General features: G+C 64.3%; 25 protein-coding genes. 14 read left to right on the top strand and 11 right to left on the bottom strand.

Annotation, left to right across the window (positions count from 1 at the left end):
• Positions 1 to 111: 111 nt before the first annotated feature.
• Positions 112 to 426, top strand: coding sequence for a hypothetical protein (locus tag HZB49_RS10780; protein ID WP_291610920.1), 315 nt, complete (start codon positions 112 to 114; stop codon positions 424 to 426).
• 57 nt (positions 427 to 483) lie between these two features.
• Entirely contained in the window at positions 484 to 1,653 is a 1,170-nt protein-coding gene (locus tag HZB49_RS10775; protein ID WP_291610918.1) for a Gfo/Idh/MocA family oxidoreductase, read from the top strand.
• A 49-nt stretch (positions 1,654 to 1,702) separates the two neighbouring features.
• Here the strand turns inward: HZB49_RS10775 and mgtA are convergent, their stop codons facing one another.
• Both mgtA and HZB49_RS10765 read right to left on the bottom strand, forming a co-directional pair.
• Positions 1,703 to 4,294, bottom strand: coding sequence for a magnesium-translocating P-type ATPase (gene mgtA, locus HZB49_RS10770; RefSeq protein WP_291610915.1), 2,592 nt, complete (start codon positions 4,292 to 4,294; stop codon positions 1,703 to 1,705).
• 92 nt (positions 4,295 to 4,386) lie between these two features.
• Positions 4,387 to 5,571 (bottom strand): GNAT family N-acetyltransferase, encoded by a 1,185-nt coding sequence (locus tag HZB49_RS10765; RefSeq protein WP_291610913.1) that lies wholly within the window; start codon positions 5,569 to 5,571, stop codon positions 4,387 to 4,389.
• A 119-nt stretch (positions 5,572 to 5,690) separates the two neighbouring features.
• Between HZB49_RS10765 and HZB49_RS10760 the strand changes: the two genes are divergently transcribed.
• A complete protein-coding gene (locus HZB49_RS10760; RefSeq protein ID WP_291610911.1) occupies positions 5,691 to 6,767 on the top strand; it encodes a polysaccharide deacetylase family protein in 1,077 nt (358 codons plus the stop codon).
• Here HZB49_RS10760 and HZB49_RS10755 read toward each other — a convergent pair.
• A complete protein-coding gene (locus HZB49_RS10755; RefSeq protein WP_291610909.1) occupies positions 6,739 to 6,945 on the bottom strand; it encodes a DUF2842 domain-containing protein in 207 nt (68 codons plus the stop codon). The two genes, HZB49_RS10760 and HZB49_RS10755, sit on opposite strands and share 29 nt — an antisense overlap.
• A gap of 91 nt (positions 6,946 to 7,036) precedes the next feature.
• On the opposite strand from HZB49_RS10755, the gene HZB49_RS10750 reads away from it, so the two are divergent.
• Positions 7,037 to 8,119, top strand: a complete 1,083-nt coding sequence (locus tag HZB49_RS10750) for a COX15/CtaA family protein (protein WP_291610907.1) — start codon at positions 7,037 to 7,039, stop codon at positions 8,117 to 8,119.
• Here the strand turns inward: HZB49_RS10750 and HZB49_RS10745 are convergent.
• The 4 genes from HZB49_RS10745 to HZB49_RS10730 form a co-directional block, all read right to left on the bottom strand.
• Positions 8,116 to 8,403 (bottom strand): hypothetical protein, encoded by a 288-nt coding sequence (locus tag HZB49_RS10745; protein WP_291611181.1) that lies wholly within the window; start codon positions 8,401 to 8,403, stop codon positions 8,116 to 8,118. The two genes, HZB49_RS10750 and HZB49_RS10745, sit on opposite strands and share 4 nt — an antisense overlap.
• 371 nt (positions 8,404 to 8,774) lie before the next feature.
• Entirely contained in the window at positions 8,775 to 10,055 is a 1,281-nt protein-coding gene (locus tag HZB49_RS10740) for an O-acetylhomoserine aminocarboxypropyltransferase (RefSeq protein WP_291610905.1), read from the bottom strand.
• Positions 10,056 to 10,201: 146 nt separating this feature from the next.
• Positions 10,202 to 10,786, bottom strand: coding sequence for a CoA-binding protein (locus HZB49_RS10735; protein ID WP_291610903.1), 585 nt, complete (start codon positions 10,784 to 10,786; stop codon positions 10,202 to 10,204).
• Between the two features lie 120 nt (positions 10,787 to 10,906).
• Positions 10,907 to 11,728, bottom strand: coding sequence for an enoyl-CoA hydratase (locus HZB49_RS10730; RefSeq protein WP_291610901.1), 822 nt, complete (start codon positions 11,726 to 11,728; stop codon positions 10,907 to 10,909).
• Between the two features lie 82 nt (positions 11,729 to 11,810).
• Here HZB49_RS10730 and HZB49_RS10725 point away from each other — a divergent pair, with 82 nt between their 5' ends.
• The 6 genes from HZB49_RS10725 (at position 11,811) to HZB49_RS10700 (ending at position 15,546) form a co-directional block, all read left to right on the top strand.
• Positions 11,811 to 12,242 carry a PaaI family thioesterase gene (locus HZB49_RS10725; RefSeq protein ID WP_291610899.1) on the top strand — a complete coding sequence of 144 codons (432 nt, stop codon included), beginning with the start codon at positions 11,811 to 11,813 and terminating at the stop codon, positions 12,240 to 12,242.
• 154 nt (positions 12,243 to 12,396) lie between these two features.
• Positions 12,397 to 12,861: a 50S ribosomal protein L13 gene (rplM, locus tag HZB49_RS10720; RefSeq protein ID WP_291610897.1), complete on the top strand. Its 465-nt coding sequence runs from the start codon at positions 12,397 to 12,399 to the stop codon at positions 12,859 to 12,861.
• 2 nt (positions 12,862 to 12,863) lie between these two features.
• On the top strand, positions 12,864 to 13,340 hold the full coding sequence (gene rpsI / locus HZB49_RS10715) for a 30S ribosomal protein S9 (protein ID WP_291610895.1): 477 nt from the start codon (positions 12,864 to 12,866) through the stop codon (positions 13,338 to 13,340).
• Positions 13,341 to 13,563: 223 nt separating this feature from the next.
• Positions 13,564 to 14,781 carry a GGDEF domain-containing protein gene (locus tag HZB49_RS10710; RefSeq protein ID WP_291610893.1) on the top strand — a complete coding sequence of 406 codons (1,218 nt, stop codon included), beginning with the start codon at positions 13,564 to 13,566 and terminating at the stop codon, positions 14,779 to 14,781.
• A 72-nt stretch (positions 14,782 to 14,853) separates the two neighbouring features.
• Entirely contained in the window at positions 14,854 to 15,090 is a 237-nt protein-coding gene (locus HZB49_RS10705; protein WP_291610891.1) for a hypothetical protein, read from the top strand.
• Positions 15,091 to 15,249: 159 nt separating this feature from the next.
• Positions 15,250 to 15,546 carry an antibiotic biosynthesis monooxygenase family protein gene (locus HZB49_RS10700; protein WP_291610889.1) on the top strand — a complete coding sequence of 99 codons (297 nt, stop codon included), beginning with the start codon at positions 15,250 to 15,252 and terminating at the stop codon, positions 15,544 to 15,546.
• A 209-nt stretch (positions 15,547 to 15,755) separates the two neighbouring features.
• Here HZB49_RS10700 and HZB49_RS10695 read toward each other — a convergent pair whose 3' ends face one another.
• Positions 15,756 to 16,880: an AI-2E family transporter gene (locus HZB49_RS10695; RefSeq protein ID WP_291610887.1), complete on the bottom strand. Its 1,125-nt coding sequence runs from the start codon at positions 16,878 to 16,880 to the stop codon at positions 15,756 to 15,758.
• 148 nt (positions 16,881 to 17,028) lie between these two features.
• Here HZB49_RS10695 and HZB49_RS10690 point away from each other — a divergent pair, with 148 nt between their 5' ends.
• From HZB49_RS10690 to HZB49_RS10680, 3 genes are all read left to right on the top strand, one after another.
• Entirely contained in the window at positions 17,029 to 17,727 is a 699-nt protein-coding gene (locus HZB49_RS10690) for a hypothetical protein (RefSeq protein WP_291610885.1), read from the top strand.
• Positions 17,728 to 17,882: 155 nt separating this feature from the next.
• Complete coding sequence (locus HZB49_RS10685; RefSeq protein WP_291610883.1) at positions 17,883 to 18,653, top strand: gamma-glutamyl-gamma-aminobutyrate hydrolase family protein; 771 nt, start codon at positions 17,883 to 17,885, stop codon at positions 18,651 to 18,653.
• A gap of 206 nt (positions 18,654 to 18,859) precedes the next feature.
• The gene (locus tag HZB49_RS10680; RefSeq protein ID WP_291610882.1) at positions 18,860 to 20,692 is read left to right on the top strand and encodes a PAS domain S-box protein; all 1,833 of its coding nucleotides are present in this window, start codon (positions 18,860 to 18,862) and stop codon (positions 20,690 to 20,692) included.
• Between the two features lie 107 nt (positions 20,693 to 20,799).
• On the opposite strand, the gene glnA is transcribed toward HZB49_RS10680, so the two are convergent.
• Both glnA and HZB49_RS10670 read right to left on the bottom strand, forming a co-directional pair.
• Positions 20,800 to 22,209 carry a type I glutamate--ammonia ligase gene (gene glnA, locus HZB49_RS10675; protein ID WP_291610880.1) on the bottom strand — a complete coding sequence of 470 codons (1,410 nt, stop codon included), beginning with the start codon at positions 22,207 to 22,209 and terminating at the stop codon, positions 20,800 to 20,802.
• Between the two features lie 127 nt (positions 22,210 to 22,336).
• Positions 22,337 to 22,675, bottom strand: a complete 339-nt coding sequence (locus HZB49_RS10670) for a P-II family nitrogen regulator (protein ID WP_011441447.1) — start codon at positions 22,673 to 22,675, stop codon at positions 22,337 to 22,339.
• A 379-nt stretch (positions 22,676 to 23,054) separates the two neighbouring features.
• Between HZB49_RS10670 and HZB49_RS10665 the strand changes: the two genes are divergently transcribed.
• Positions 23,055 to 24,554, top strand: a complete 1,500-nt coding sequence (locus HZB49_RS10665) for an NAD(P)H-hydrate dehydratase (protein ID WP_291610877.1) — start codon at positions 23,055 to 23,057, stop codon at positions 24,552 to 24,554.
• A gap of 81 nt (positions 24,555 to 24,635) precedes the next feature.
• Here HZB49_RS10665 and HZB49_RS10660 read toward each other — a convergent pair whose 3' ends face one another.
• Positions 24,636 to 25,721 carry an enolase C-terminal domain-like protein gene (locus HZB49_RS10660; RefSeq protein WP_291610876.1) on the bottom strand — a complete coding sequence of 362 codons (1,086 nt, stop codon included), beginning with the start codon at positions 25,719 to 25,721 and terminating at the stop codon, positions 24,636 to 24,638.
• Between the last annotated feature and the right edge of the window lie 10 nt (positions 25,722 to 25,731).

Here is a 25,731-nt window from a genome sequence, read left to right as displayed (position 1 = left end):
TTTCCGGCGATCGGCCTGCCGAGGCTCGTCCACGGCTGGGCCCGGTGACGTGCGCACTTGCGCAAGACCTGTTACGGTCAATGAGATTGTCGACCGATCCGGAGCCCCTTGATGGAAGCAACGCGCACGTTTGTAAATGTTTCCTACTTCCTGGCGCTTGTGCCCGTCGCGATCGGAGTGATGTGTTCAAATCGACGGTGGGCACTGTTGATCGGGATGATCGCCGGGACGCTCAATCCGATCATCATCAGGTATGACCTGATGTCGCTGAATGCCGCGGAGGTATCGAATGCCATTGTATGGCTGCCAGCCATCAAGCGGCACTTCCTCGGCGCCGTGATAGGCCTGATCGGCGCTCTGGTCGGTCATTTCGTCGTTCGCTCGCTGGTGGTCAAGCGGAAGTCCGGGGATGATCGCGCCGATTGAAAGCAGCCTCGGGAAATCGCCCCGGCGCTTGATTGTCGGCATCGGGAGGCGTCCATCATGGCGAAAATCAGGGTCGGATTGGCGGGCTGCGGCTTCGTGGCGGAGCTGCACATGCATGCCTACCGGCGCGTCTACGGCGTGGACGTCGAGGTCAGGGCGGTCGCGGCGCGGGGCGACCATGTCACCGACTTCGCCCGCCGGCACCGTATTCCCACGACCTGCCGCAGCTTTCGCGACCTGATCGCCGACCGCGAGCTCGATGTCATCGACATCTGCACGCCGCCCAATCTGCACGCGGCCATGATTGTGGAGGCGATGCAGGCGGGCAAGCATGTGATCTGCGAAAAGCCGTTCGCGGGCTACTTTGGACGCGACGGCGACAAGGCGCCGATCGGAAAGTTCGTGTCGAAGGCGTTGATGTATGAGCGCGTCCTGGAAGAGATGGAGCAGACCCGCGCCGCCATCGCGAAGAGCGGAAAGCTCTTCATGTATGCCGAGGACTGGATCTATGCGCCGGCCGTGACCAAGGCCGCGGAGATCCTGAAGGCGACCAAGGACAAGATCCTGTTCATGAAGGGGGAGGAGAGCCACTCCGGCTCGCACGCGGCGCACGCCGCGCAATGGGCGATGACCGGCGGCGGCTCGCTGATCCGGATGGGATGCCATCCGTTGTCGGCGGTGCTTTATCTGAAGCAGGTCGAGGCGAGGGCGCGCAGCGAGCAGGTCGCCGTTGCAAGCGTCACCTGCGACGTCGGCAATGTGGCCGCTTGCCTTCCGGCCAACGAGCGCGGCGTCGTCAAGTCCAATCCGGTCGACGTCGAGGATTGGGGCACGCTTACCGTCACCTTTTCCGACGGCACCAAGGCAACGATCTTTTCCGGCGACATGATCGCCGGCGGCGTACGTAATCTCATGGAGATCTACACCAGCGGCGGCGCGCTGTTCGCCAACATCACGCCGAACACGCACATGATGAGCTATCAGACATCGGAGGAAAAGCTCGCCGGCGTCTACATCACCGAGAAGGTCGATCGCAAGACCGGCTGGCAGTTCATCTGCCTCGAGGAGGAATGGACGCGCGGCTATGTGCAGGAAATCCAGGACTTCATGGAGTGCGTCGCGGGCGGAAGGCAGCCGCTTTCCGATCTCGCGCTGGCCTTCGAGACCATCAAGGTCAACTACGCCGGCTATTGGGCCGCGGAGGAGGGGCGACGGGTCGTGCTGTGAGGAGCGGATCGAATGGCGACGACATGAACGAATCGAAATCGCGATCGGTTCAGGCTCCGGTCAGCGGGACTTGCGATCGAAGGATAGGCGAACGCGTCACCCCACGCGGCGGGTAGTGGCGATAGAACCAGCGCTTCACGCCTTCGGCGAGCACCAGATAGCAAACGACCATTGCGCAAAGCGCCGCCAGGAACGCCGATGGCAGCGGCACGAAGCCGAACCACCGGCCAATCGCGGTATAGGGCAACCCGATTCCAACGGCCACAATGGTGAGCGAGGTTGCCGCGAGAGCAAGACTGGGCCGGCTGCGAAACGGATTGCCGCTGGTGCGGATCACGAAAATGACGAGCACCTGGGTCGCCAGGGACTCCATGAACCAGCCGGTCTGGAACAGCGTTTCGGTCGCATTGAAGACCCACAACAACAGGCCGAACGTCAAGAAGTCGAAAACCGAACTCACGGAACCGAGCACAAGCATGAAATTGCGGATGAACTCGATGTCCCAATGTCGGGGCTGAGCCAGTAACTCCTCATCCACCTGGTCCATCGGGATGGGAACCTCGGACAGGTCATAGAGGAAGTTGTTGAGCAGCACTTGAATCGGCAGCATCGGCAGGAACGGCAGCATCAGGGAGGCGCCCGCCATCGAGAACATGTTTCCAAAATTCGAACTGGTGCCCATCATGACATACTTCATAATATTGCCGAAGGTGCGCCGGCCTTCGCGCACGCCGCGTTCGACCACCGACAGGTCGTGGTCGAGGAGAATCATGTCCGCCGCGTCCTTGGCGACGTCGACCGCGCCATCCACTGACATGCCGACGTCGGCAGTATGAAGCGAGGGGGCGTCATTGATGCCGTCGCCGAGATACCCCACCACGTGACCGCGGCGTTTCAGCGCCAGAATGATCCGGTTCTTTTGCGAGGGCGTGACCCGGCAAAACAGGTTGCTCGCCTCGATGCGCGCGCTCAACGCGTCTTCGTTGAGCGTGGAAAGCTCGGTCCCCGTAAGCAATCCTTCGACCGGAATTCCAAGTTGGCCGCAGACGTACCGGGTCACGCGCTCATTGTCGCCGGTGAGAATCTTGATATCGATGCCGCTCCGCTTCAATGCAGCGATCGCAGCGCCCGCGCCGGCCTTGGGCGGATCCAGGAATGCTGCGTAGCCGGCAAACACAAAATCCTTTTCATCGAGTACGCCCACATGGCTCTGCGTGGCAGGTTCCTCGCGCCAGGCAATGCCAAGCACGCGAAAGCCCTCTTCGCCAAGCGCCTCGAATTGCGCAATGGCGCGTGCCATCGCTGCCGGGTCAAGCGGCCGGGTATCGTTTTCGCCGGCAAGCTCATAGCGGCTTGATAGTTTCAGGACGTCTTCGGGCGCGCCCTTGACGACGAGAATCCTGCGCCCCGCGCGCTCAATCAGCACCGAAACACGGCGGCGTTCGAAATCGAAAGGGACTTCATCGATCTTTGTCCATTCGGAGGCGGCATGCGGTTCGTGCTCCAGAATGGCGGTGTCGAGCGGACTGCGCAGGCCGCTCTCGAAATGACTGTTGAGCCAGGCGAGTTCGAGCACGCGTGCGCTGTCGGTCCCCGCCAGGGTTATGTGCCGGATCAGCGCAATCTTCGCCTCGGTGAGCGTGCCGGTCTTGTCGGTGCACAGCACGTCCATGCTGCCGAGGTCGTGGATCGCGGCGAGTCGCTTCACGATCACCTTTTGACTCGCCATGCGCAGTGCACCGCGTGCAAGCGTAACCGACGTGATCATCGGCAATAATTCCGGCGTCAGGCCGACCGCGAGCGCAATGGCGAAGAGGAAGCTCTCCAGCAGCGGGCGGTGGGATAACGTGTTCACCAACAGAACGAACAGAACGAGCAATATGGTCAGCCGCACGATCAGAATGCCGAATTCGTAGACGCCCTTCTCCAGCGCCGCTGGGGGCGGTGTGTGACGGAGCGCAGCGCTGATCTCGCCCAGTTGCGTCCTGTCTCCGGTTGCGCAAACCAGCAGCCTGGCCGAACCGCTGACGACCGAGGTTCCCATGAAGACGGCATTGGCGGCCTGCGCGACATTGACATCGGCGATACCATCGGGCGCGGCGCGCTTTTCCACCGGATAGGACTCGCCGGTCAACAGACCTTCGTTGACGAAGAAATCCCGAGCCTCGATGATCCTGCCGTCGGCCGGCACCAGATCTCCGGCGGCAAGCAAGACAACGTCGCCGGGGACGAGTTGATCGGCGCGAACGGTGACCTCGCGGCCGTCGCGTAGCGCCTGCTCTTTCAGCGCCACCGAGATTTTGAGTCGATCGGCCGCCTGTTCGGCCCGGTGCTCCTGTACGCTGTCGAGCAGAACACTGAACAGCACCAGGGTCGAGATGATCACCAGGCTGGCAATGTTGCCGGTAAATGCGGAGATCGTGGCCGCAGCGAGCAATATCAACACCAGTGGATTGCGGAACCGGCTCAAGATCTTGCGCAGCAGTGAGAAGCGATCCTGGGCTTCCAGCCTGTTGGCGCCACAGCGCCGCAGGCGTGCCGTCGCCTCATCCGAGCTCAATCCATGGATATCGGCGCCGAGCTGCCGCGTGAGTTCGGCCAGCGGGGTCTGCCAAAAAGTGGCGCCAGGCATGCCGATCATGATTATCGCTCCTCTCGGCCAGCTATAACCCATGCCGCGAGAAAAGGTGACTGCGACCGGCTGCAGCCCCGCAATGATGGCCGTTATTGATGCTACCGCAGCGCGCCGCGCAGCTTTTGCGCCATCTCAAACAGCGCCGGATTGTGCTTCACCATCCGCTTGGCGCGGTGGAAGCCGCGCATGGCGGAAGCGGCCATGCGGCCGCGCGCGGTGAGCGGGATGAAGCTGTCGAAGATCGGTTCGTCGCTCTTGCAGAACAGGCGCTTGTAGTCGTCTGAACCGATGCCGAGGTCGAGCGCGCGATAGCCGAGCGCGGCGTAGTGATCGATGATGTCGCGCATCAGGATCAGGCCGGGGCTGTATTTCGCGTTGCCCGACATGGTGTAGGTGTTGAACATCATGGAGAAGCGATTTCCGTCGGCGACGCCGGCAAAGATCGCGATTACTTCCTCGTCGCATTCCAGCGCATGGATGTCGATGGCGCGGCCGCCGCCGGCGAGCCGGGCGAGGCAGGCAGTGCGGACGAAATCCTCGATGCCGGGGTCGGCAAAGACATTCGGCAGCTTCTGTTCCGCCATCCGCAGCGGCTTGATCCGGAAGAACCAGTCGAGCAGGCGCGTGATGTCGGCATCCTCCGATGCGACGTAATAGCGGATGGGCGAAGGCTGGAGCTTGCGCTCCTTGCCCTTGAGGCGCCGGCGGAACGAGCTCGATATCCGCGCTGCGGGCTCGGCGCCGGGCTCCATGACCAGCAGCGGGCAGTCGTTGGCGGAGGGCTGGTGCGGCAGCAGCGCCAGCGGGTTTTGCACGTCGCGCCAGGTGAGCGGCTGCTGGTACAGCGCGAGCACGTCGGCGCTGGAATGTTCCGCGACGCCTGCGACGAGTGCGGCCATGTCGGCTTCGCCGGCCGCCGCGGCGAAATCGCGATCCCACAGCGCCATGTTGAAGGTCGAGTGCTTGCCGCCCATGAAACCTGCGACATTGACCCCATACTTGCGGAAGCAGGCCAGCGGCAGCAACGCCAGCGGCCGCCGCTCGGCGTCGAGGGCAATGACGATGAAGGTCGATGCGCCTTCGCGTTCGCCGACCTGACGCTGCCAGGCGGCGAGGAGATCGAAGCGCTGATAAGGGGTGTGCGAGATATGGCGGCGCTCGAGCTCGCGCCAGACGGTTTCCGCCTTGCCGAGGTCGCAGACGATGTCGACCGCCGCAATGCGGCTCGCCCTCGACCAGCTGCCTGGCGCCGTCCGGCCATCGATTGCGGCAGCCATGGTCATCAGCGACACCTGTCAGAAATTGTTTACAATTTTCGGCTTGGGGCGACCTTCGCAGGGAAATGTCAACAAAGAGTAATAACAATGCCCACGGCTCAGGGGGCGTGTTCCGGGATTTTAGCGTGACGTCGGAAAACTGGTTCATAAGGCGCGCACAGATGGAGCTCGCCTATTTCAGCTTCTATGCGAGGCTGAAACAGCGCTACGCCGGCGGGGCCGGGGTGGTGCTGCGGTTCCAGCATGTCCGCCCGTCTCATATGGGGTTGTTCCAGCCGCACAAGCCGCACGAGATCACGCCGCGGTTCCTCGACCGCACCATCCGCGCCCTGAAGCGCTGGAATTACGACATCGTCTCGATGGACGAGGTGTGCCATCGCGCGGTATCGCTGCCGACGCGATCGCGCTTCGTCGCGCTGACCTTCGACGGCGGCTACAAGGATTTCGCCACCCACGCTCACCCGATCCTCAGGAAGCACGACGTGCCGTTTGCGCTGTACCTGCCGACGGCCTTTCCGGACGGGCTGGGCGAGGCGTGGTGGCTGGCGCTGGAGGACATGATCGCCCGCGAAACGCGCATCTCGCTGGTCATGGACCGCAAGGAGCGGCATTTCATGATCTACAAGACGCAGGCCAAATACGAGCTGTTCGATTATCTCTCGGAATGGCTGCGCGCGATGTCGCCGGCCGACCGGACCTTTGCCATCAAGGACCTCTGCACCCGCTATTCGACCGATATCGAGGCGCTGTCACGCAATGCCTGGATGAACTGGGATGATTTGGCGAAGGTCGCCGCCGATCCCAACGCCACCATCGGCAGCGCGACGGTGAACTATCCGGCGCTGTCGAGCCTGCGCGATGCCGACGCCCATCGCGAGATCGCGATGGGCAAGGCGGTGACGCAGGCGGCGTTCCACCGCGACGTCAGGCATTTCGCCTATCCGTTCGGCGATCGCGGCGCGTGGCGGCGGCAGCATGTCGTCATGGCGGAGGAGGCAGGTTTTGCCAGTGCCGCCTCGACTATCGGCGGCGTGGTGGAGCCGCTCGGCCGCACCAATCTCTATGCACTGCCGCGCGTTGCCTGGGACGGCCGCGAGGGTTCGATCCGGATGATGCGCGTGCTGCTCTCGGGCTTCACCTTTGCGCCGGTCCAGCCGACGCGGAACAATCCGCTCAGGCGTCAGGCCGCAGCATCCAGCTGACGACCGGCATCGCCGGCAGCACCCAGCCGATCCCGACCACGACGTAATAGACCGCCTGCAGCCAGCCGGAATTGGCGATCACCGGCATCTGCGCCAGCGCCATGCCGAGCAGCGACCATATCGCTGCCAACAGGATCAGCACGATGGCGCCGAGGAACTTGCGGGTGCGGATGGTCATGGGAAAATGTGCAACGGGTTTGATCTAGCTCAGCTTGCGCCCGGGAGGGGGCGGACTATAAGGGGCGCACCGAACCAAACAAGCGCGCTTCATGCAAGGCATTTCCGCGACCCCTGCCTCCCCGAACACCGCCGTGCGCTGGTGGTTGATCGGCGTGGCCGCGCTGATCGCGCTGATGGTGCTGGTGGGCGGCGCGACGCGGCTCACGGAATCCGGCCTGTCGATCGTGGAGTGGAAGCCGGTCACCGGCACGCTGCCGCCGCTGACGGAGGCGCAGTGGCATGAGGCCTTCGAGGGCTACAAGAAAATCCCGCAATATCGCGAGCTCAACGCCGGCATGACGCTGGCCGAGTTCAAGACCATTTTCTGGTGGGAGTGGGCGCATCGCCTGCTCGGACGTTTCATCGGCGCTGCCTATCTGCTGCCGTTCCTGTATTTCCTCTGGCGCGGCGCACTGGGCGCCGAGCTGAAGCGGCGGCTGTGGCTGATCTTCGCCCTCGGCGCGCTGCAGGGCGGCGTCGGCTGGTGGATGGTGGCGTCCGGCCTGACACAGCGGACGGAAGTGTCGCAATATCGGCTGGCCGCACATCTCATCCTGGCGCTGGTGATCTTTGCCGCGATCGTGTGGACGGTGCAGCGGATGAAGGCGCGGCCGCCGGTCGCAGCCGTGCCGCGGCTGAAGCTCGCCGGCCAGCTGCTGCTCGGACTGACCTTCCTGCAGATCTATTTCGGCGCGCTGGTAGCGGGCCTGCGCGCCGGGCGCGCCTACAACACCTGGCCGGAGATCGACGGTGCGTTCATCCCCTCGGCCGGGCGGCTGTTCTTCGAGCAACCGTGGTGGCGCAACCTGTTCGACAATGTGCTGACGGTGCAGTTCGAGCACCGCATGACGGCCTATCTGCTGCTCGCGGTGGCGCTGTGGCATGCGATCGACACGGTGCGGGCGCGTGCGGCGGGCGCCGTCGTCAGCGGCGCATGGTGGCTGGCCGCATCCGTGCTGGTGCAGGCGGTGCTGGGAATCCTGACGCTGCTTTACCAGGTGCCGATCGATCTCGCGCTGGCGCATCAGGCGGTGGCGATCGTGGTGCTGACGATCGCGGTGGTCAATGTCGAGCGGCTGTCGCCGCGGCGCGTCACGGCATTGTCGGAGAAACTCGCGCCGCAGGCCGGCTAGCAGTAGCCGTAGACGCCGCAGGCGTAGGGCAGCCGCCAGAAATAGCCCTCATACGGGCCGCCGTAATACGGGCCCTGATAATCGTAAGAGAACACGCGGCCGTAATAGCCGGGGATGGTCGAGGAGCCCGGCAGGATCGGCGTGCCCGGCAGGTTCCGTGTATATCCGTTGGGGCCATAGGCCGGCGTGATCAGCAGGTCCGCGTCAGTCTCGTAGACGACGGGATCGCGGTACGTCGTCGCGGGCGCGACCGTGGTGCGATACCTGTAGTTGGCGCGCGGCAGGCCGGGCGGCAACTGGCGCGCGGCGCCATAGGCGCGGCTCTTGGGCTTGGCAGGCACGACACCTTGGGATTTGACGGGCACTGCATTTTCGGGCTTGGCCGGTCCGGCATTCTCGTCCGCTTGCGCCGCGGTTGCGGCGACGAAGACGCCAGCCAGCAAGAGCATCGTCCAGCGCAGCATGTTGGGGCTCCGAATCCTTGCGAAGCGCAGGATGCCAGCTTTCGGCCGCAGAAGGGTTAACGGGCGTTTACGAGTCCCACACGCCGTCATGCCCGGGCTTGACCCGGGCATCCACGTCCTCGGAGCCACTTGCAAGCAAGTCGTGGATGGCCGGGACTAGCCCGGCCATGACGATGTGGATAGTGCGAGCGTTACGATCCCAGCGCCTGCTCCAGGTCGGCGATCAAATCTTCCTTGTCCTCGATGCCGATCGACAGCCGCACGATGTCGGGGCCGGCGCCGGCGCGCACCTTGGCTGCGTCGTCGAGCTGGCTGTGGGTGGTGGAGGCCGGATGGATCACCAGCGAGCGGGTGTCGCCGACATTGGCCAGATGCGAGAACAGCTTCAGGTTCGACACCAGGCTGACGCCGGCTTCATAGCCGCCCTTGAGGCTGAAGGTGAACACGGCGCCCGCGCCCTTCGGCGCATATTTGCGCGCGAGCCGGCTGTACTTGTCGCTCGAAAGGCCGGCATAGCTGACCGAGGCGACCGCCGGATGCCTTGACAGGAATTCGGCGATGGCTTTCGCGTTGTCGCAATGCTTCTGCATGCGCAGCGGCAACGTTTCGATCCCGGTGAGGATCAGGAAGGCGTTGAACGGCGACAGCGCGGGGCCGAGGTCGCGCAGGCCGAGCACGCGGCAGGCGATCGCGAAGGCGAAATTGCCAAAAGTCTCCTGGATCTTGATGCCGTGATATTCCGGGCGCGGCTCGCTCAGCATCGGGTACTTGCCACCCTTCGACCAGTCGAAGGTGCCGGCATCGACGATGATGCCGCCGATCGAGTTGCCGTGGCCGCCGAGGAACTTGGTCAGGGAGTGCACGACAATGTCGGCGCCGTGGTCGATCGGCCGGATCAGATAGGGCGTCGCCAGCGTATTGTCGACGATCAGGGGCACGCCGGCCTTGCGCGCCACCGCCGCAATCGCCTCGATGTCGGTGATGGCGCCGCCGGGATTGGCGATGGATTCAATGAAGATCGCTTTCGTGCGCGGCGTCACCGCCTGCTCGAAGCTCGAGATATCGTCGGTGTCGGCCCACACCACGTTCCAGCCAAAGCTCTTGAAGGAATGGGTGAACTGGTTAATCGAGCCGCCATAGAGTTTTCGCGCGGCGATGAATTCGTCGCCGGGCATCAACAGCTGCTGCAGCGTCACCACCTGCGCGGCGTGGCCGGAAGCGACTGCGAGCGCCGCGGTGCCGCCCTCGAGTGCCGCGACGCGCTCCTCCAGCACCGCATTGGTGGGGTTGCCGATGCGGGTATAGATGTTGCCGAACGACTGCAGCCCGAACAGCGAGGCGGCATGGTCGGCGTCGTTGAACACAAAGGACGTGGTCTGGTAGATCGGCGTTGCGCGCGCGCCGGTGGTGGGATCGGGCTGCGCGCCCGCATGCACGGCGAGCGTTGAAAATCCCGGCTGACGATCGGTCATCATATTTCCTGCGTTGGTGAAAATTGCGCGGCATGCTGATGGCGGATGCGCCTGCCGTCAAGGCACCCCGGCGAGGGCAATCAGTGTTTGGAATATGCGTGCTTCGCTTTGCCGCGTGGCCGGAACGATTGTGTTCCACAATCGCGTCAGGTGAGTTCAGTCTTGTCCCTGGCGGCGCGGTCGGAGGCCGAGGTCGATCCGCCGCCGACGCTGACCCGGTTCAGCGACAGCCGCATGCCCTGGGTCGGAATCGGCGCGCGCTTGGAACTCAGCGTGCGCGAGTTGACGCCCATCCAGGCGATCTCCGACGAAAGCCGTCCATATTCGATCTTGGGGCAGCGGTTCATCACGACCTTGATTCCCGCAGCCTCTGCCTTCGCCGCGGCCGCATCGTCGCGCGCGCCGAGTTGCATCCAGATCACTTTCGGCAGCGTCGGAAGTTTGAGCGCCTCTTCAACAACCGGCATGATGTGGCTGGAATTGCGAAAGATGTCGATCATGTCGACGGGCCGGCCGATATCGGCGAGCGAGGCGACGAAGGGTTTTCCCATCAGCGCCTTGCCGACCTGGCCGGGATTGACCGGGATCATGTCGTAGCCGCGCTGCGCCAGATATTTGAATGCAAAATAGCTCGGCCGCACATTGACCGGCGAGGCGCCGACCATCGCGATGGACTTGACGGTGTTGAGGATGCTGCGGATGTAGTCGTCGTCGTATTTGTCGTGGTTCATCTGGCATCTTTCTCGACCCTCATGGTGAGGAGCGCGAAGCGCGTCTCGAACCATGAGGCCGCAGATGGGCCTGCATCCTTCGAGACGCCGCTTCGCGGCTCCTCAGGATGAGGGGCTAAATTATCTGTCCTGCCATTTCGGCTCGCGCTTCTCGATGAAGGCGCCGATGCCTTCCTCGGCGTCGCGGGCCATCATGTTCTCGGTCATCACCGCGGCGGCGTAGCGGTAGGCGTCCGCCAGGCTCATCTCGGCCTGGCGGTAGAAGGCTTCCTTGCCGAGCTTGACGGTGTAGGCGGATTTCAGCGCGACCTTCTGCGCAAGTGCAATGGCGGCCTCGCGTTCGGTGCCCGCGGGCACCACGCGGTTGACGAGGCCGATGGCGCGCGCCTCTTCGGCCGGCACCGGCTCGCCGGTGAGCAGCATCTCCATCGCCTGCTTGCGCGGCACGTTGCGCGACAGCGCCACCATAGGCGTCGAGCAGAACAGGCCGATGTCGACGCCGGGCGTGGCGAAGCTTGCAGCTTCCGAGGCCACCGCAAGATCGCAGCTTGCGACCAGCTGGCAGCCGGCGGCGGTGGCGATGCCCTGCACGGCGGCGACCACGGGCTTCGGCAATAGCACGACCGCCTGCATCATCGCGCTGCAGGCGTTCATGATCTCGGCGAAATAGGCGCGGCCGCGGTCGGGATCGCTGCGGCGCGCGGTCAGTTCCTTCATGTCGTGGCCGGCGGAGAAGGCGGGCCCGTTGGCCGCGATCACGACGGCGCGCACGCTGTTGTCGTCGCGGACCTCGATCAGCGCAGCATGCAGCGCGGCGATCAGGCCTTCCGACAGGCTGTTGCGCGCCGCAGGCCGGTTGAGCGTGAGCACGGCAATGCTGCCGACGTTCTCGCGGAGCAGGATCGGCGGCTCGGGCGGGCTGGCGCGGGCGGTTTGGGGCATCGAAATTCTTCCGGCTTGAGCAGGCGTCAACTTAATGTAAGAGACCGGCTTAAGCGAGGGCAGGGAGCGCGGCAGGGAACGCATGGCAGTTGCGAAAATGAGCGTGGCGGAGCTCGAGGAGTTCCTGCGGCGGGAGTTTCCCCAGGCCTTTGGCGCCGGCACCAGCATCAAGATCGAGCGCGCCGACGGCGAAACCTGCCTGGTGCGCGAACGCTTTGGCGAGCGCATGCTGCGGCCGGGCGGCACGGTGTCGGGGCCGACGCTGATGGCGCTGGCGGATTGCGCGATGTATGTGGTGCTGCTCTCGGCGATCGGCCCGGTGGGACTTGCCGTGACCACCAATCTCAACATCAATTTCCTGCGCAAGGGGATGCCGGGACAGGATGTGCTGGCGGAGGGCAGGTTGCTCAAGCTCGGCAAGCGGCTTGCCGTCGGCGAGGTGACGCTGATGTCGGCGGATTCCCCCGACCCGATTGCGCACGTGACGGCGACCTATTCCATTCCAAACACATAGGGTTTTGTACGGTATTATTGCACCATATTTGTAAGGCATTGTTTTTGCAGTATTTAATTGTGCCAATGGGCATTGACGCCGGAGCGCGGCTTCTCTAGAAACCCGCCCAGTTCGGCGCCGGTGGCGCCGATTTCCATTTTCACGGAATCCTCACATGAAAACCTTTTCGGCCAAGCCCGCCGAGGTGCAGAAGAAGTGGGTCGTGATCGACGCCAAGGGTCTGGTCGTCGGCCGTCTCGCCACCCTCGTTGCCATGCGCCTGCGCGGCAAGCATCTCCCGACCTACACGCCGCATGTCGACTGCGGCGACAACGTCATCATCATCAACGCCGCGCATGTCGTCCTCACCGGCCGCAAGCGCGACCAGAAGGTGTACTACAAGCACACCGGATTCATCGGCGGCATCAAGGAACGTTCCGCCAAGCAGATCCTCGAGGGCCGTTTCCCCGAGCGCGTGGTGGAGAAGGCGATCGAGCGCATGATCCCGCGCGGTCCGCTCGGCCGCGTCCAGATGGGCAATCTGCGCGTCTATGCCGGCGCCGAGCATCCGCATGAAGCCCAGAACCCCGTGAAGGTCGATATCGCCTCGCTGAACCGCAAGAACATGAGGGCCGCATAACAATGTCCGACACCATGCAGTCTCTCGATCAGCTCTCGCAGCTGAAGCCGGCGGCTCCCGAAGCGCCGAAATACGTCAAGAAGGTCGACAAGCAGGGCCGCGCCTATGCCACTGGCAAGCGCAAGGACGCGGTTGCCCGCGTCTGGGTCAAGCCCGGCAGCGGCAAGGTCGTCGTCAACACCCGCGACGTCGAAATCTACTTCGCCCGTCCGGTGCTGCGCATGATGATCCAGCAGCCGCTGGTCGCGGCCGCCCGCGCCGGCCAGTATGACGTGATCTGCACCGTCACCGGCGGCGGCCTGTCCGGCCAGGCCGGTGCGGTCCGTCACGGCATCTCCAAGGCGCTGACCAATTTCGAGCCGGAGCTGCGCGGCGTGCTCAAGAAGGGCGGCTTCCTCACCCGCGACTCCCGTGTGGTCGAGCGCAAGAAGTACGGCAAGGCCAAGGCCCGCCGTTCGTTCCAGTTCTCGAAGCGCTAATCGTTTCGCTAAAATTTGCAGCGTCTGCAGCATCCGAAAGGACGAAAGGGGCGCCGGGAGGCGCCCCTTTCTGCGTTCCAGTTACAGCTTAATTAAGCCAGTTTTTCGCGAAAACTTTTCGGTGAGTGACAACGGATTGCCAAGGCGGGCCCCCTAGTCTGGCAGGTGGCGTTCTGCCGGAAAGATTGCCCGGCGCGCCGTGCATCACAATCGCGGTGACCACATGTCATTCGATACCTCAACGCTTTATCTCGTCGCGACCATGCTGGCGGCCATGCTCGGCGGCATGCTCGTACTGTTCGGCAGGCAGGAGAGCATCGCCGCGCTGAAATGGTGGGGCGCCGCCTATCTGCTGGGCTCGGCCGCGGTCGCCATCTGGACGATTTTCGGCGCGACGCTCGGTCCGATCGCCTCGCTGGCATTGACCTCGATCGGCTTCTTCGCCTGCGGCATGGTCTGGAACGCCTCGCGCGTGTTTCACGGCCGCACGATGCTGTGGCCCGGTCTCGTGCTGGGTCCGCTGGTCTGGATCGCCACCATGATGACGCTGGCGCCGCGCGACGCCTCGATCCGGCTCAGCATGGGGGCTGCGATCGTTGCGATCTACGCGGCCTTGACCGCCTCCGAACTGTGGAGCGAGCGCCGCCGCGACATGCAGCGGCGCTGGCCGACGATCGCAATTCCGGTACTGCACGGCTGCGTGCTGATGCTGCCGATTTTACTGGGCGTGTATCTGCGCCCGTATGACGTGAACTTCTCCAACAGCATCTGGGTGACGGTGTTCTCGATCGAGCTGGTGCTCTACGCGATCGGCACCGTGTTCGTGATCTTCATGCTGGTGTCGGACCGCACGGTGGCCGCGCACAAGAACGCGGCATCGACCGACCCCCTGACCGGGCTGTTCAACCGCCGCGGCTTTGCCGAGGCTTCCGCGCGCGTGATCGAGCGCGAGGCCATTGCGGGCCGCCCGGTGACCGTCATGATCTTCGACATCGACCATTTCAAGTCGATCAACGACCGCTTCGGCCATCCGGCCGGCGACGAGATCCTGAAGCTGTTTGCCGTGGTGGTGGCGAGCAATCTGCGCCTTTCCGACCTGTCGGGGCGGATCGGCGGCGAGGAGTTCGCGGCGCTGCTGCCCTGCTCGCTGGAGGAAGGCGTGATCGTCGCCGAGAGGATGCGCCAGGCGTTCGAGAATTCGAACATCGTCTGCGACGAGGGCGCGGTCGACACCACCGTCAGCATCGGCGTGGCGGGCGGGCCGGCCGGCACCGAGCTCGAGGTGCTGCTGGCGGCGGCCGACACCGCGCTCTACCAGGCCAAGCGCACGGGCCGCAACAAGGTGGAAGCGGCCGAGGAACTACCGCTGTCGCTGGAAAACTGGCGGCGCAAGAGCGCCGGCACGGCGGGCGCCGAGCGGACCAAGCCGGCGACCGCATAGACCAAACCCGGAGAATCACAGAAGAGGAGGAGGTAACCTCCCGTTTACCATTCGATCCCTATCATACCGCCCATGGACTCATACCGTCGACGAAACCCGCAGGCCGCGCTGATGGCCCTCGAAGCTGCAGCGGCTTCGGCGCGCGGTGGCTTTGCCTGCATGTTCTCCTCATCGGACGAATATGAGAACGCGCTGATCATGGAGCGGCGCGCGCAGGGCCTCTATGGCCGGCAGCGGCATCACTGGCCGGCCGTGATGTTCATCGGCTGCGTGCTGGCGGTGGCCGCTACGGTGCTGTTGCTCGGCTGAGCAACGGCGGGACGGGATTGCCGGGGCGCCGCGAGGCGCCTTTTTCTTTTGCAGCGGGCAGGGTAGAGACGGAGCCTTCGTTCTCCAGTTTCTCATTTGCGCATGATCTTTTCGGAACCGCTTCACACTTTTCCGGATCAGGCGCGAGGAAAGGCTCCCATGATCACCGAAATCGCACAGATCGACGTCAAGCCCGGCACCGAGAAGGACTTTGAGGCCGCGGTCGCCAAGGCCCGCGCCGCGTTCGGCCGCTCCAGGGGCTTTCACGGCTTCGAGCTGCACCGCTCGATCGAAAAGCCGCAGCGTTACCGGCTGATGGTGAAATGGGAGACGCTGGAGAACCACACCGTCGACTTCCGTGGCTCGGAGAATTTTGCGGAATGGCGCGGGCTGGTCGGCCAGTATTTTGCCGCCCCGCCCGACGTCGAGCACACCAATACGGTGCTGACGAGCTGATTCTTCTCCCTCGCCCCGCACTTGCGGGGAGAGGGCAGGGGTGAGGGGTGCTTCCGCGGGTTGGGTGCGAATTGATAGACCTGTACCCCCTCACCCGGATTGCATCTCGCGATGCAACTTGGCCGAAGCTGCGCTTCGGCGTTCTTCAGGACGGCCGCCAAAGGCGGCCTATGCCTCTCCCCGCAGGCGGGGAGAGGTGAAGACAGCGGTCACGCCGTTATTGGCTCCACCGTGGCACGCTCGGCCTTGAAGTGACTGATCATCACCTTGGCGATCGCCATCAGCGGCAGCGCCAGCGCCAGTCCCCAGATGCCGAAGACAACGCCGAGCAGGATCTGGAACGCGAACAGCGTGGCCGGCGGGATGTCGAGCGCCTGGCGCTGGATGATCGGCGTGAGGATGTAGCTTTCCAGCGCGTGCACGCCGAGGAAGAGGACGAAGGCGCTCAGCCCTGCGACCCAGCCCGAGGCGAGACTCGCCAGCACCACGATCAGTCCGCCGAGGATGGCGCCGATGGTCGGGATGAAGGCGAGCAGGCCCGCCTGGATGCCCAGGATGAATGATGAGGGAATGCCGATGACGGCGAGGCCGATCCAGGTGACCAGAAACACCGCGGCCATGGTGATGATCTGCGCGATCAGCCAGCGCTCCAGCGTATAGCCGATGCGGTCGATGATGACGGTGGCGCGGGCGCGGTGTCTTGCGGGGGCCATGAACAGCAGGCCGTTGCGATAGACGCTGGGCTGCGCCGCAAAGGCCAGCCCGAGAAACAGCACGATGAAGAAATTGCCGACGGCGCCGACGGCGCCGAGCACCACCTTGAAGGTTTGACCCAGGATCGCACCACCGCTCGAGGCAATGGTGCTGGCGCTGGGCAGATGCGGCGCCGAGGGGGATGGCGCGGCGGCATCGGTCGCGTGCGGTGTTGCGGCGAAGGAGCCGAGGTCGAAGAAGCTGGTATCGACGCCATAGCTCTCGAGGAAGGCTTTGACGTTGGTGAGCTGCGACTTGATGGTGTTGCTCAGCACGGTGGCCTGCTGGGCGATGGTGGTGCCGCCGAGAAAGACGATGCCCGACAGCATGGCCGCCAGCGCGAGGCAAACGATGGCGAGCCGGACCGGCTGCGGCAGCGGCACCACGCGGCCGAGCAGCCCGGTCATGGCGTTGAGCGCCACGCCGAGCAGCATGCCCGCGAAGATCAGGAACAGGGTCGCCGCGAAGTGCCAGGCGAAAACCAGAAGCGCGACGAACAGGACGATGCCGATGCCGCCGACCGAGATCGACCATGCCAGGTCGTTGCGGGTCTGAAGGCGCTCCTCGGTCGAAACTGGCATGACGATCCCTTCCTGCTTTCCGCTGGGCGGGACACTCATTCGACAAAACGCGGCCGGGATCAAGCCGCCATCGCGCCGGTTTGACGCTGCCAACCGGGTTGTGCCAAGCGAAACGGGCGAGCCGAATCGCGCAAGAGGGCGGCACGGAATGAAATTCATCAAATGGATGGGCCCGCTCGGACTGCTCGCCGCGCTCGTCATCGGCGACCAGATCAGGATCAACCGGCCCGGCCACAAGTACCGCATGACGGTCGAGGTCGAGACGCCCGAAGGCGTCAAATCGGCTTCCGGCGTTCTCGCCGTCACGCCCTATCGCGGTTATTCCCCCGGCGGCACGACGCGGGCCTCCGGCGATGCGGTGTTCGTCGATCTCGGCGGCAGCAAGAACCTCGTCGCGCTGCTCGCCCATCTCGACAAGACGCTCGACCCCGACGGGATCAATTATGTCGCGCTGCGCGCCTATCCGGCGGCGACCGGCAAGCGGGTCAATTTCAACGACATGAGCAGGCAGACCGGCGTCGTGCCGGTCAGGGGCGCGCTGGTCCCGGTGCTGGTGACGTTCGCCAATACTGCCGATCCCGGCAGCGCAAAGGTTGTTTCGCCCGATGATGCCGAGGCGGCACTGGGCAAAGGCTATCGGCTGAAGGGCATCACGGCGGAGGCGGTGCCGAACGGTTTCTGGCCGGTCGATTTCGGCGGCGTGCTCGGCGAGCCCGTGACCCGCGGGATTGCGGGCAGGCTGCCATGGCTCAACGGGGAGGGCGCGTCGGCCGCCGCCGCAACGGCGCTGAAAGCCGCGGGCCTGCCGGGGGGCATCGACGCCGGGCTGGCGTTTACCCGCAAATAGGGCGGCCTGAACCCGGCTCTGGGGCTCTGCTTATTGCAGGGGTATGGCGCGCTCCTTGCAGGCAACACATATTGATCCGACGGGGGACGGAAGGCATGATCCGTCCGGAATCGTGGCCCAATGAAAAAAGAATTCCTGCGCGAGACGATCATATTATGAGACGGCCCGTCGTCGGCATCATCGGCAATTCGCATCGAATCGAAAATCGCTTCCCGGTCCAGGCGGTCGGCGAGCGCAACCTGCGCGCGGTCTCCGAAGTGTCCGGCGCGATCCCGCTGATGTTTCCCTCCATCCCCGAGATCACCGATGTCGGCGCCCTGCTCGATCTCGTCGACGGCGTGGTGCTGACCGGCGCCCGTGCCAATGTCCATCCTACACGTTTCAACGTCGACCCCTGCGAGAAGCACGAGCCCTACGATGTCCACCGCGACGACGTCGCGCTTGCGGTGGCGGAAGCCTGCGTCGTCCGCGGCGTGCCGCTGTTCGGCATCTGCCGCGGCCTGCAGGAGATGAACGTCGCCTTCGGCGGCTCGCTGCATCCGGAGATCCGCGAACTGCCCGGACGCATGAACCACCGCATGCCGCGGCTGGAGAACGGCGACATCCACCCCGATCCCAAGGTGATCTTCGCCGACCGCCATGAAGTGCGCCTGACGCCGGGCGGGGCATTCGCCAGGATTCTGGGATGCGAGACCATCCGCGTGAATTCGCTCCACGGGCAGGGCATCCTCGAGCCCGGCAGACGCGTGGTGATCGAGGGCGTCGCCGAGGACGGCACCATCGAGGCGATCCGCATCGCCGATGCCCCGAGTTTTGCGCTTGGCGTGCAATGGCACGCCGAATACGATCCGCAGAAGAATCCGATCAATCGCGCGCTGTTCGAGGCATTCGGCCAGGCGCTCGTCGAATACAGGCGGGCGATCTGACGGGGAGGCGTGTCAGATCGGGCCTTGAGGGATTTTGTTTATTGGCGTGCCGCAAGAGTTGTTTTCGAGTGATTTCCAGTCTTGTTTCTGGGGAGAGGCCGTAATCTTGCGGGGTCGAAAATTGACGACCGCCTGCCTGAAGCCGGATATCCATCAGTAATTGCCTGACAGCACCGCATCTCCACGCCGCAGGAGCGTTTGGGATCATGACATTATGGGGCCGCCTGGCGCTCGCGATGGCGTTGCTCGTTGTGGCGACGGTGGCTGCCGTCGGCCTTCTTGCCAGCTATTTCCGCAGCATTGAAATCCAGACCCTGCTGGCCGCCGGCGCCACCGGTTTGCTGCTGGCCCTCCTTCTTGCGCGTTGGATCGAGCGATCGCTGTCGCGGCTGCTCGCAGCGGAAGCCGCGCGACAGCAAGCTGCGCACCGCGCGCTGGTGGAAAGCGAACAGAACGCGCAGGCCATCATCAGGACCGCGCTCGACGCCTTTTTCCAAACCGACCTGGACGGCGTCATACTCGAGTGGGGACCGCAAGCCGAAGCCTTGACCGGCTGGACCCGGACCGAGGCGATCGGCGTCGATGTGGTGGAACTGCTCTTGCCGGAGCAGTTGCGCGAGGCGCATCGGCAGCGGCGAACAAGAAGGCTGAGCGAAGAACTGGGCAAGTCTGCCGGCACCCGGTTCGAGGCGAGCGCGATGCACCGGGACGGCCGCGAATTCCCGGTCGAAGTCTCGGCCACCGCGCTTCGCCGCGGCGACAGCTATGTCCTCAACAACTTCATGAGGGACATCAGCCAGAGACGGCTGGCCGAGGAGCAGCTGATCCAGGCGCATAAGATGGAGGCGGTCGGCCAGCTCACCGGCGGCATCGCGCACGAGTTCAACAACATGCTCACGGTGATTACCGGGACCATCGAAATCCTGGCCGACGGCGTCAAGGGCAACCAGCATCTGGCGGCCATCACCAAGCTGATCAGCGACGCGGCCGACCGCGGTGCGAGACTGACGTCGAGCCTGCTCGCTTTCTCCAGGAAGCAGCCGCTGCAGCCGACCGAGATCGAAGTGAACGATCTCATCGAAGAAGTGGTCCAACTGCTGTCGCTCACCTTCGGCAAGCCCATCGCGATCGTGACTGATCTGGCCGATGACGCCTGGCCGGCTCTGGTCGATCGCGCGCAATTGAGTTCGGCGCTGGTCGACCTTGCCATCAACGCCCGCGATGCGATGGAAGGCAGCGGCACGCTGACGCTCGTGACCCGCAACGTCGTGTTCGGCGTTCGCGAGGCGATGGCGATCGGTGTCGAGCATGCGGGCGACTATGTCGTCATCGAGGTCAGCGATACCGGGCCGGGCATTCCGCCGAACATCCGCGACAGGATTTTCGATCCCTTCTTCTCGACCAAGGAGGTGGGAAAGGGAACCGGCCTCGGCCTGAGCATGGTGTTCGGCTTCCTCAAGCAGTCCGGCGGCAGCATCGAAATCGGCGGCGAGCAGGGACAGGGCGCGACGTTCCGGATCTACCTGCCGAAGGCGGATGAGAGCGCGCTCCCGTTCGCGGATGGCGACGGGCGGCCCGTGATCGGCGGGCACGAAACCATCCTCTGTGTCGAGGACGACCACGACGTACGGCAGTTCGTGACCATCCAGCTGGAAAGCCTCGGCTACAAGGCGATCGTCGCAGCCGACGCGGCGGAAGCCCTGGCCATCGCCTGCCGCGGCACGCACTTCGACCTGCTCTTCACCGACATCGTGATGACCGGAAGCATGAACGGGCGGCAGCTTGCCGAGCGGATGATGGCGGAGCGGCCGGCGCTGCGGGTGCTCTTCACGTCGGGATATGCCTATGGCGCGATTCACGCCCAGGGCCGCAGCGGGCAGGGCATCCCGATGCTGACAAAGCCCTATCGCAAGTCCGAACTGGCGCGGATGCTGCGGCGCTGCCTCGATCCGGCGGTGGATTCCGCGGGCGACCCGATCCCGTTGCCCTATTCAGTGGAGCCTGAACTCGAACGTTTCCTGCGCCGGAATCCGCAATAGCTCTACGGAGCCGCAACGGGAACAAGTAGCGCAAACAAAAGGCGCCCGGTTGGGGCGCCTTTCGCTTTTCGCGAGCCGTGACGTTGGCGGGCGCGTGCCCGCGAAACTCACAGCGAGTAGTACATGTCGAATTCGATCGGGTGCGGGGTCATCTCGAAACGGGCGACTTCGGTCATCTTCAGCTCGATATAGCTGTCGATGAAATCGTCGTCGAACACGCCGCCGTTCTTGAGGAACGCGCGGTCCTTGTCGAGATTTTCCAGCGCCTCGCGGAGCGAGCCGCAAACCGTCGGGATCGACTTCAGCTCTTCCTTCGGCAGGTCGTAGAGGTCCTTGTCCATCGCCGGACCCGGATCGATCTTGTTCTTGATGCCGTCGAGGCCCGCCATCAGCATCGCGGCGAAGCCGAGATACGGATTGGCCATCGGGTCGGGGAAGCGAACCTCGACGCGCTTGGCCTTCGGGTTGGAGGTGTAGGGGATGCGGCAGGAGGCCGAGCGGTTGCGCGCGGAATAGGCGAGCAGCACCGGGGCTTCATAGCCGGGGACCAGACGCTTGTAGGAGTTGGTCGAGGGGTTGGTGAAGGCGTTGATCGCCTTGGCGTGCTTGATGATGCCGCCGATGTAGTTCAGGCAGGTCTCCGACAGGTCGGCGTACTTGTTGCCGGCGAACACCGGCTTGCCGTCCTTCCAGATCGACTGGTGGCAGTGCATGCCCGAGCCGTTGTCGCCGTAGACTGGCTTCGGCATGAAGGTGGCGGTCTTGCCGTAGATGTGGGCGACCTGGTGGATGCAGTACTTGTAGATCTGCATCTGGTCGGCCATCAGCGTCAGCGTGTCGAACTTCATGCCGAGCTCGTGCTGGGCGGAAGCGACTTCGTGGTGATGCTTCTCGACCTTGACGCCCATCTTGGCCATGGCGCCGAGCATTTCCGAGCGCATGTCCTGCACCGAGTCCTGCGGCGGAACCGGGAAGTAGCCGCCCTTGGTGCGGATGCGGTGACCGAGGTTGCCGCCCTCATATTCGGTGCCGGAGTTGATCGGCAGTTCCGAGGAGTCGAGCTTGAAGCCGGTGTTGTAGGGATCGGAAGAGAAGCGCACGTCGTCGAACACGAAGAACTCGGCCTCGGGTCCGAAGAACACGGTGTCGCCGACGCCCATCGACTTCACCATCGCCTCGGCCTTCTTGGCCATGCCGCGGGGATCGCGGTTGTAGGGCTCGCCGGTGGTCGGCTCCAGCACGTCGCAGGTGATGACCATGGTGGTCTCGGCGAAGAACGGATCGATCGTCGCGGTGACGGGATCGGGCATCAGGCACATGTCGGATTCGTTGATCGCCTTCCAGCCGGCAATCGAGGAGCCGTCGAACATCTGGCCTTCGGCGAACGTGTCCTCTTCGATCATGCCGACGTCGAAGGTCACGTGCTGCCACTTGCCGCGCGGATCGGTGAAGCGCAGGTCGACGTACTTAACGTCGTTGTCCTTGATCGATTTCAGGACGTCTTTGGCGGTCTTCATGAATTCCCCTTATCTCTGACGGGTCGGTTTCCTGGAGTGAAAGGCGAGTGGGTCGCGAACGAGATCAGGCCGCGTGGGGCAGCCTGTTTTTCTTGTTTTTGCCGCGAAATTCCGGATAGCACCCGGCTCAGATAGCGTCCAGCCCGGATTCGCCGGTTCGGATGCGGATCGCTTCCTCGATGTTGGAAACGAAGATCTTGCCGTCGCCGATGCGGCCGGTCTGGGCAGCGCGCCGGATGGCGTCGATGGCCTTCTCGACCAGGTCGTCACCGATCACGATCTCGATTTTGACCTTGGGCAGGAAGTCCACGATGTATTCCGCGCCGCGATATAGTTCAGCATGGCCCTTCTGCCGTCCAAAACCCTTGGCCTCGGTCACGGTGATGCCCTGCAGTCCGACTTCCTGTAGCGCCTCCTTCACCTCGTCGAGCTTGAACGGCTTGATGATGGCCTCGATCTTCTTCACTGACTTTGCCTCCCGGCGCTTCCTGGAATTCCAGACTGCTGCGCATTCTCCAGGGTTGTGCTGGCGCGCAGCTCATTCAATGCTTGGTACGATCCTTGATATCCCGGCCCCGGCGAACTGCCGGAAAATACTCGCGATTACCCGCCATCCTCAGCCGGCTTCCTCAAAAGCAGGGTCTATGCCAAGTTGTTAACCGCTCCGATTTGGGAATGTTATCAGACTTTTAACGGGCAGCCGGGTGGAGTCCGCAGTAACGTGCCCATGATACGTCAGCCTATGAAATAGGCAAAGCGATCAATTCGTATGCAGACTTCGGGCCGATGCGTTCAAGTCCGGAATGGATGTGCCTCAGTAAAAGGCGTTTGGATCAGGATTTGGCATGGAAGTTCTCACCACCTCCGAAATGGAGCGCGCCGACCATCTGACGATCGCCGCGGGAAAACCGGGCTTCGCGTTGATGCTGAGCGCCGGTCAGGCGGTGGCGGAAGCCGCGATGGACCTTGCCGAGGAAGGCCCGATCGTCGTGGTTGCGGGCCGCGGCAACAATGGCGGGGACGGCTTCGTGGCGGCGGCCGAGCTCGCCGCCCGCGGGCGCGAGGTTTCCGTGGTGCTGCTGTGCGAACGGGACAGCCTGCAGGGCGATGCGGCCTCCGCTGCGCGCGGCTGGAAGTACCCGGTGCTGCCGTTCAATCCGCAGGCGCTCGGCAAGCCGGCGCTGATCATCGATGCCTTGTTCGGTGCCGGGCTCAACCGTCCCATCAAGGGCGAGCCGCAGGAGATGATCGAGGCCATCAACGCCAATGGCGCGCCGGTGCTGGCGGTCGACCTGCCGAGCGGCATCAACGGGACCACGGGTCTGGTGATGGGCGCCGCCGTCCGTGCCACCGAGACCGTGACCTTCTTCCGCAGGAAGCCGGCGCATCTGCTGCTGCCGGGTCGCATGCATTGCGGGCGCGTTCACGTCGCCGATATCGGCATCGCGAGGTCGGTGCTGGACGAGATCAAGCCGCAAACATCGGAGAATGCCCCCGACACCTGGCAGGCGTCGTTTCCGGTGCCGCGGATGGACGGGCACAAATATGCCCGCGGCCATGCGGTGGTCGTGTCGGGCGAGATGGCGTCCACCGGCGCAGCGCGCCTTGCAGCGCGCGGCGCGTTGCGTGCGGGCGCGGGACTGGTGACGGTGGCCTCGCCGCGCGAGGCGCTGGCGGTGAACGCGGCAGTGTTGACGGCCGTGATGGTGCGCCCCGTGGACACGCCGATGGAGTTCGCGGAATTCCTTCACGACCGGCGTTTCAATGCCTGCGTGATCGGGCCGGGTGCCGGGATCGGCGAGCGCACCCGCGACTTCGTGCACACGGCGCTGTCGGCGCAAAAGCATCTGGTGCTGGATGCCGATGCGCTGACGAGTTTTGCCGAGGCGCCGGATCGCCTGTTCGAGTCCATACGGACATCGGCCGATACCCATGTCGTGCTGACCCCGCATGAAGGCGAGTTTCCGCGGCTGTTTTCCGACATCAGCAACAAGAATCCCGGCCGTTCCAAGCTCGAACGCGCGCGCGACGCCGCGCAGCGCGCCGGCGCCGTCGTGCTGCTCAAGGGCGCCGACACGGTGGTGGCCGCGCCCGGCGGCCGCGCCACCATTGCCGCCAACGCGCCGCCGTGGCTGGCCACCGCCGGCGCCGGCGACGTGCTGGCCGGCATCATCGCAGGCCTGCTGGCACAGGGCGTGCCGGCCTTCGAGGCCGCCAGCATCGGCGTATGGATGCATGGCGAGGCCGCGCGCGAGGCGGGTCCCGGCCTGATCGCGGAGGATCTGCCGGAGGTGATGCCGGCGGTGTTCCGCCGGCTCTATGACCAGTTCGGCATCGAGTATTAGATCCGTAGGATGGGTTGAGCGAAGCGATACCCATCAACTCCGGCGCGGAGAGATGATGGGTATCGCTTCGCTCCACCCATCCTACGCGATCACATACTTCTTCACGGCCGCCTCGTTCCACTCGAGGCCGAGGCCGGGGCCGCTTGCGGTGAGCGTGCCGTCGACGATCTCGGCAGGCCTTGCGAGGATCGAGCCCGCAAAATCCAAAAACTCCAGCCAGTGCGCGGTTGGCGTTACCGCCAGCACATGGGCGCTCGCCTCCGCAAAGAGATGGCTCGATTGCGGAATCGATGCGGCTTCGGCTTGCCCCGCGATGCGCATCCAGCCGGTGATGCCGCCGCACTTCATCAGGTCCGGCATGATGAGGTCGCTTGCGCCGGCCGAGATCGCCTCGGCGAAGCCGCGCGGGAACCACCAGTTCTCGCCGGCCTGGATCGGCGTCGGCGAGGTCGCGCGCACCTTGGCATGCCCGAGCAGGTTCTCCTGCGCCACCGGCTCCTCGATCCAGTGCAGGTCATACGGCGCGAGCCGCTCGATGCGGCGCGTGGCCTCGGCCGGATCGAGCGACTGGTTGAAGTCGATCATCAGCGCGATGTCGGGGCCGAGCAGGGTGCGCACGCCGCTGACCACGCGCTCGTCGTTGTCGGCATCGCCGTCGCCGCCCTTGATCTTGATGCCGCGAAAACCCTGGTCGAGCGAGCGGCGCAGGTCCTTCTCGTCCTTGACGGGATCGACGGCGCCATAGCTGTCATAGGCAGGAATCGGCTTCGGCGATCCGCCGAGCAGTTCGGCCACCGTCTTGCCGGCGCACTGGCCGAGCGCATCCCAATAGGCCATGTCGAGGCCGCACACGGCCATGCCGACCAGGCCCTGCCAGCCGAGCAGGCGGAATTTGGCGTCCATCGCCGCCATCAGCTCGAACGGCACGATCGGCTTGCCGACGAGTTCGCGGCCGATCTCCTCGACCAGATGCACCAGCGGCTTCAGCGTGACGTTGGCGTACGCAAAAATGTAGGCGCGGCCGGTGACGCCCTGATCGGTCTCGACGTCGATCAGCACCAGCGGCCCGGTGGTGAATATGCCGAACGCATTCTTCACGGGACGCTTGAGCGGCACCACCACGGCTCGTGCCCTGACGCTGCGGATCGCGGGAGTCGATTTGCTCATGTTGGTTTCC

The sequence above is a fragment of the Bradyrhizobium sp. genome, assembly GCF_016219575.1.
Lineage (GTDB): Bacteria > Pseudomonadota > Alphaproteobacteria > Rhizobiales > Xanthobacteraceae > Bradyrhizobium.
Note: the sequence above shows the minus strand (reverse complement) of the source record. Positions and strands in the feature narration are given on the sequence as shown.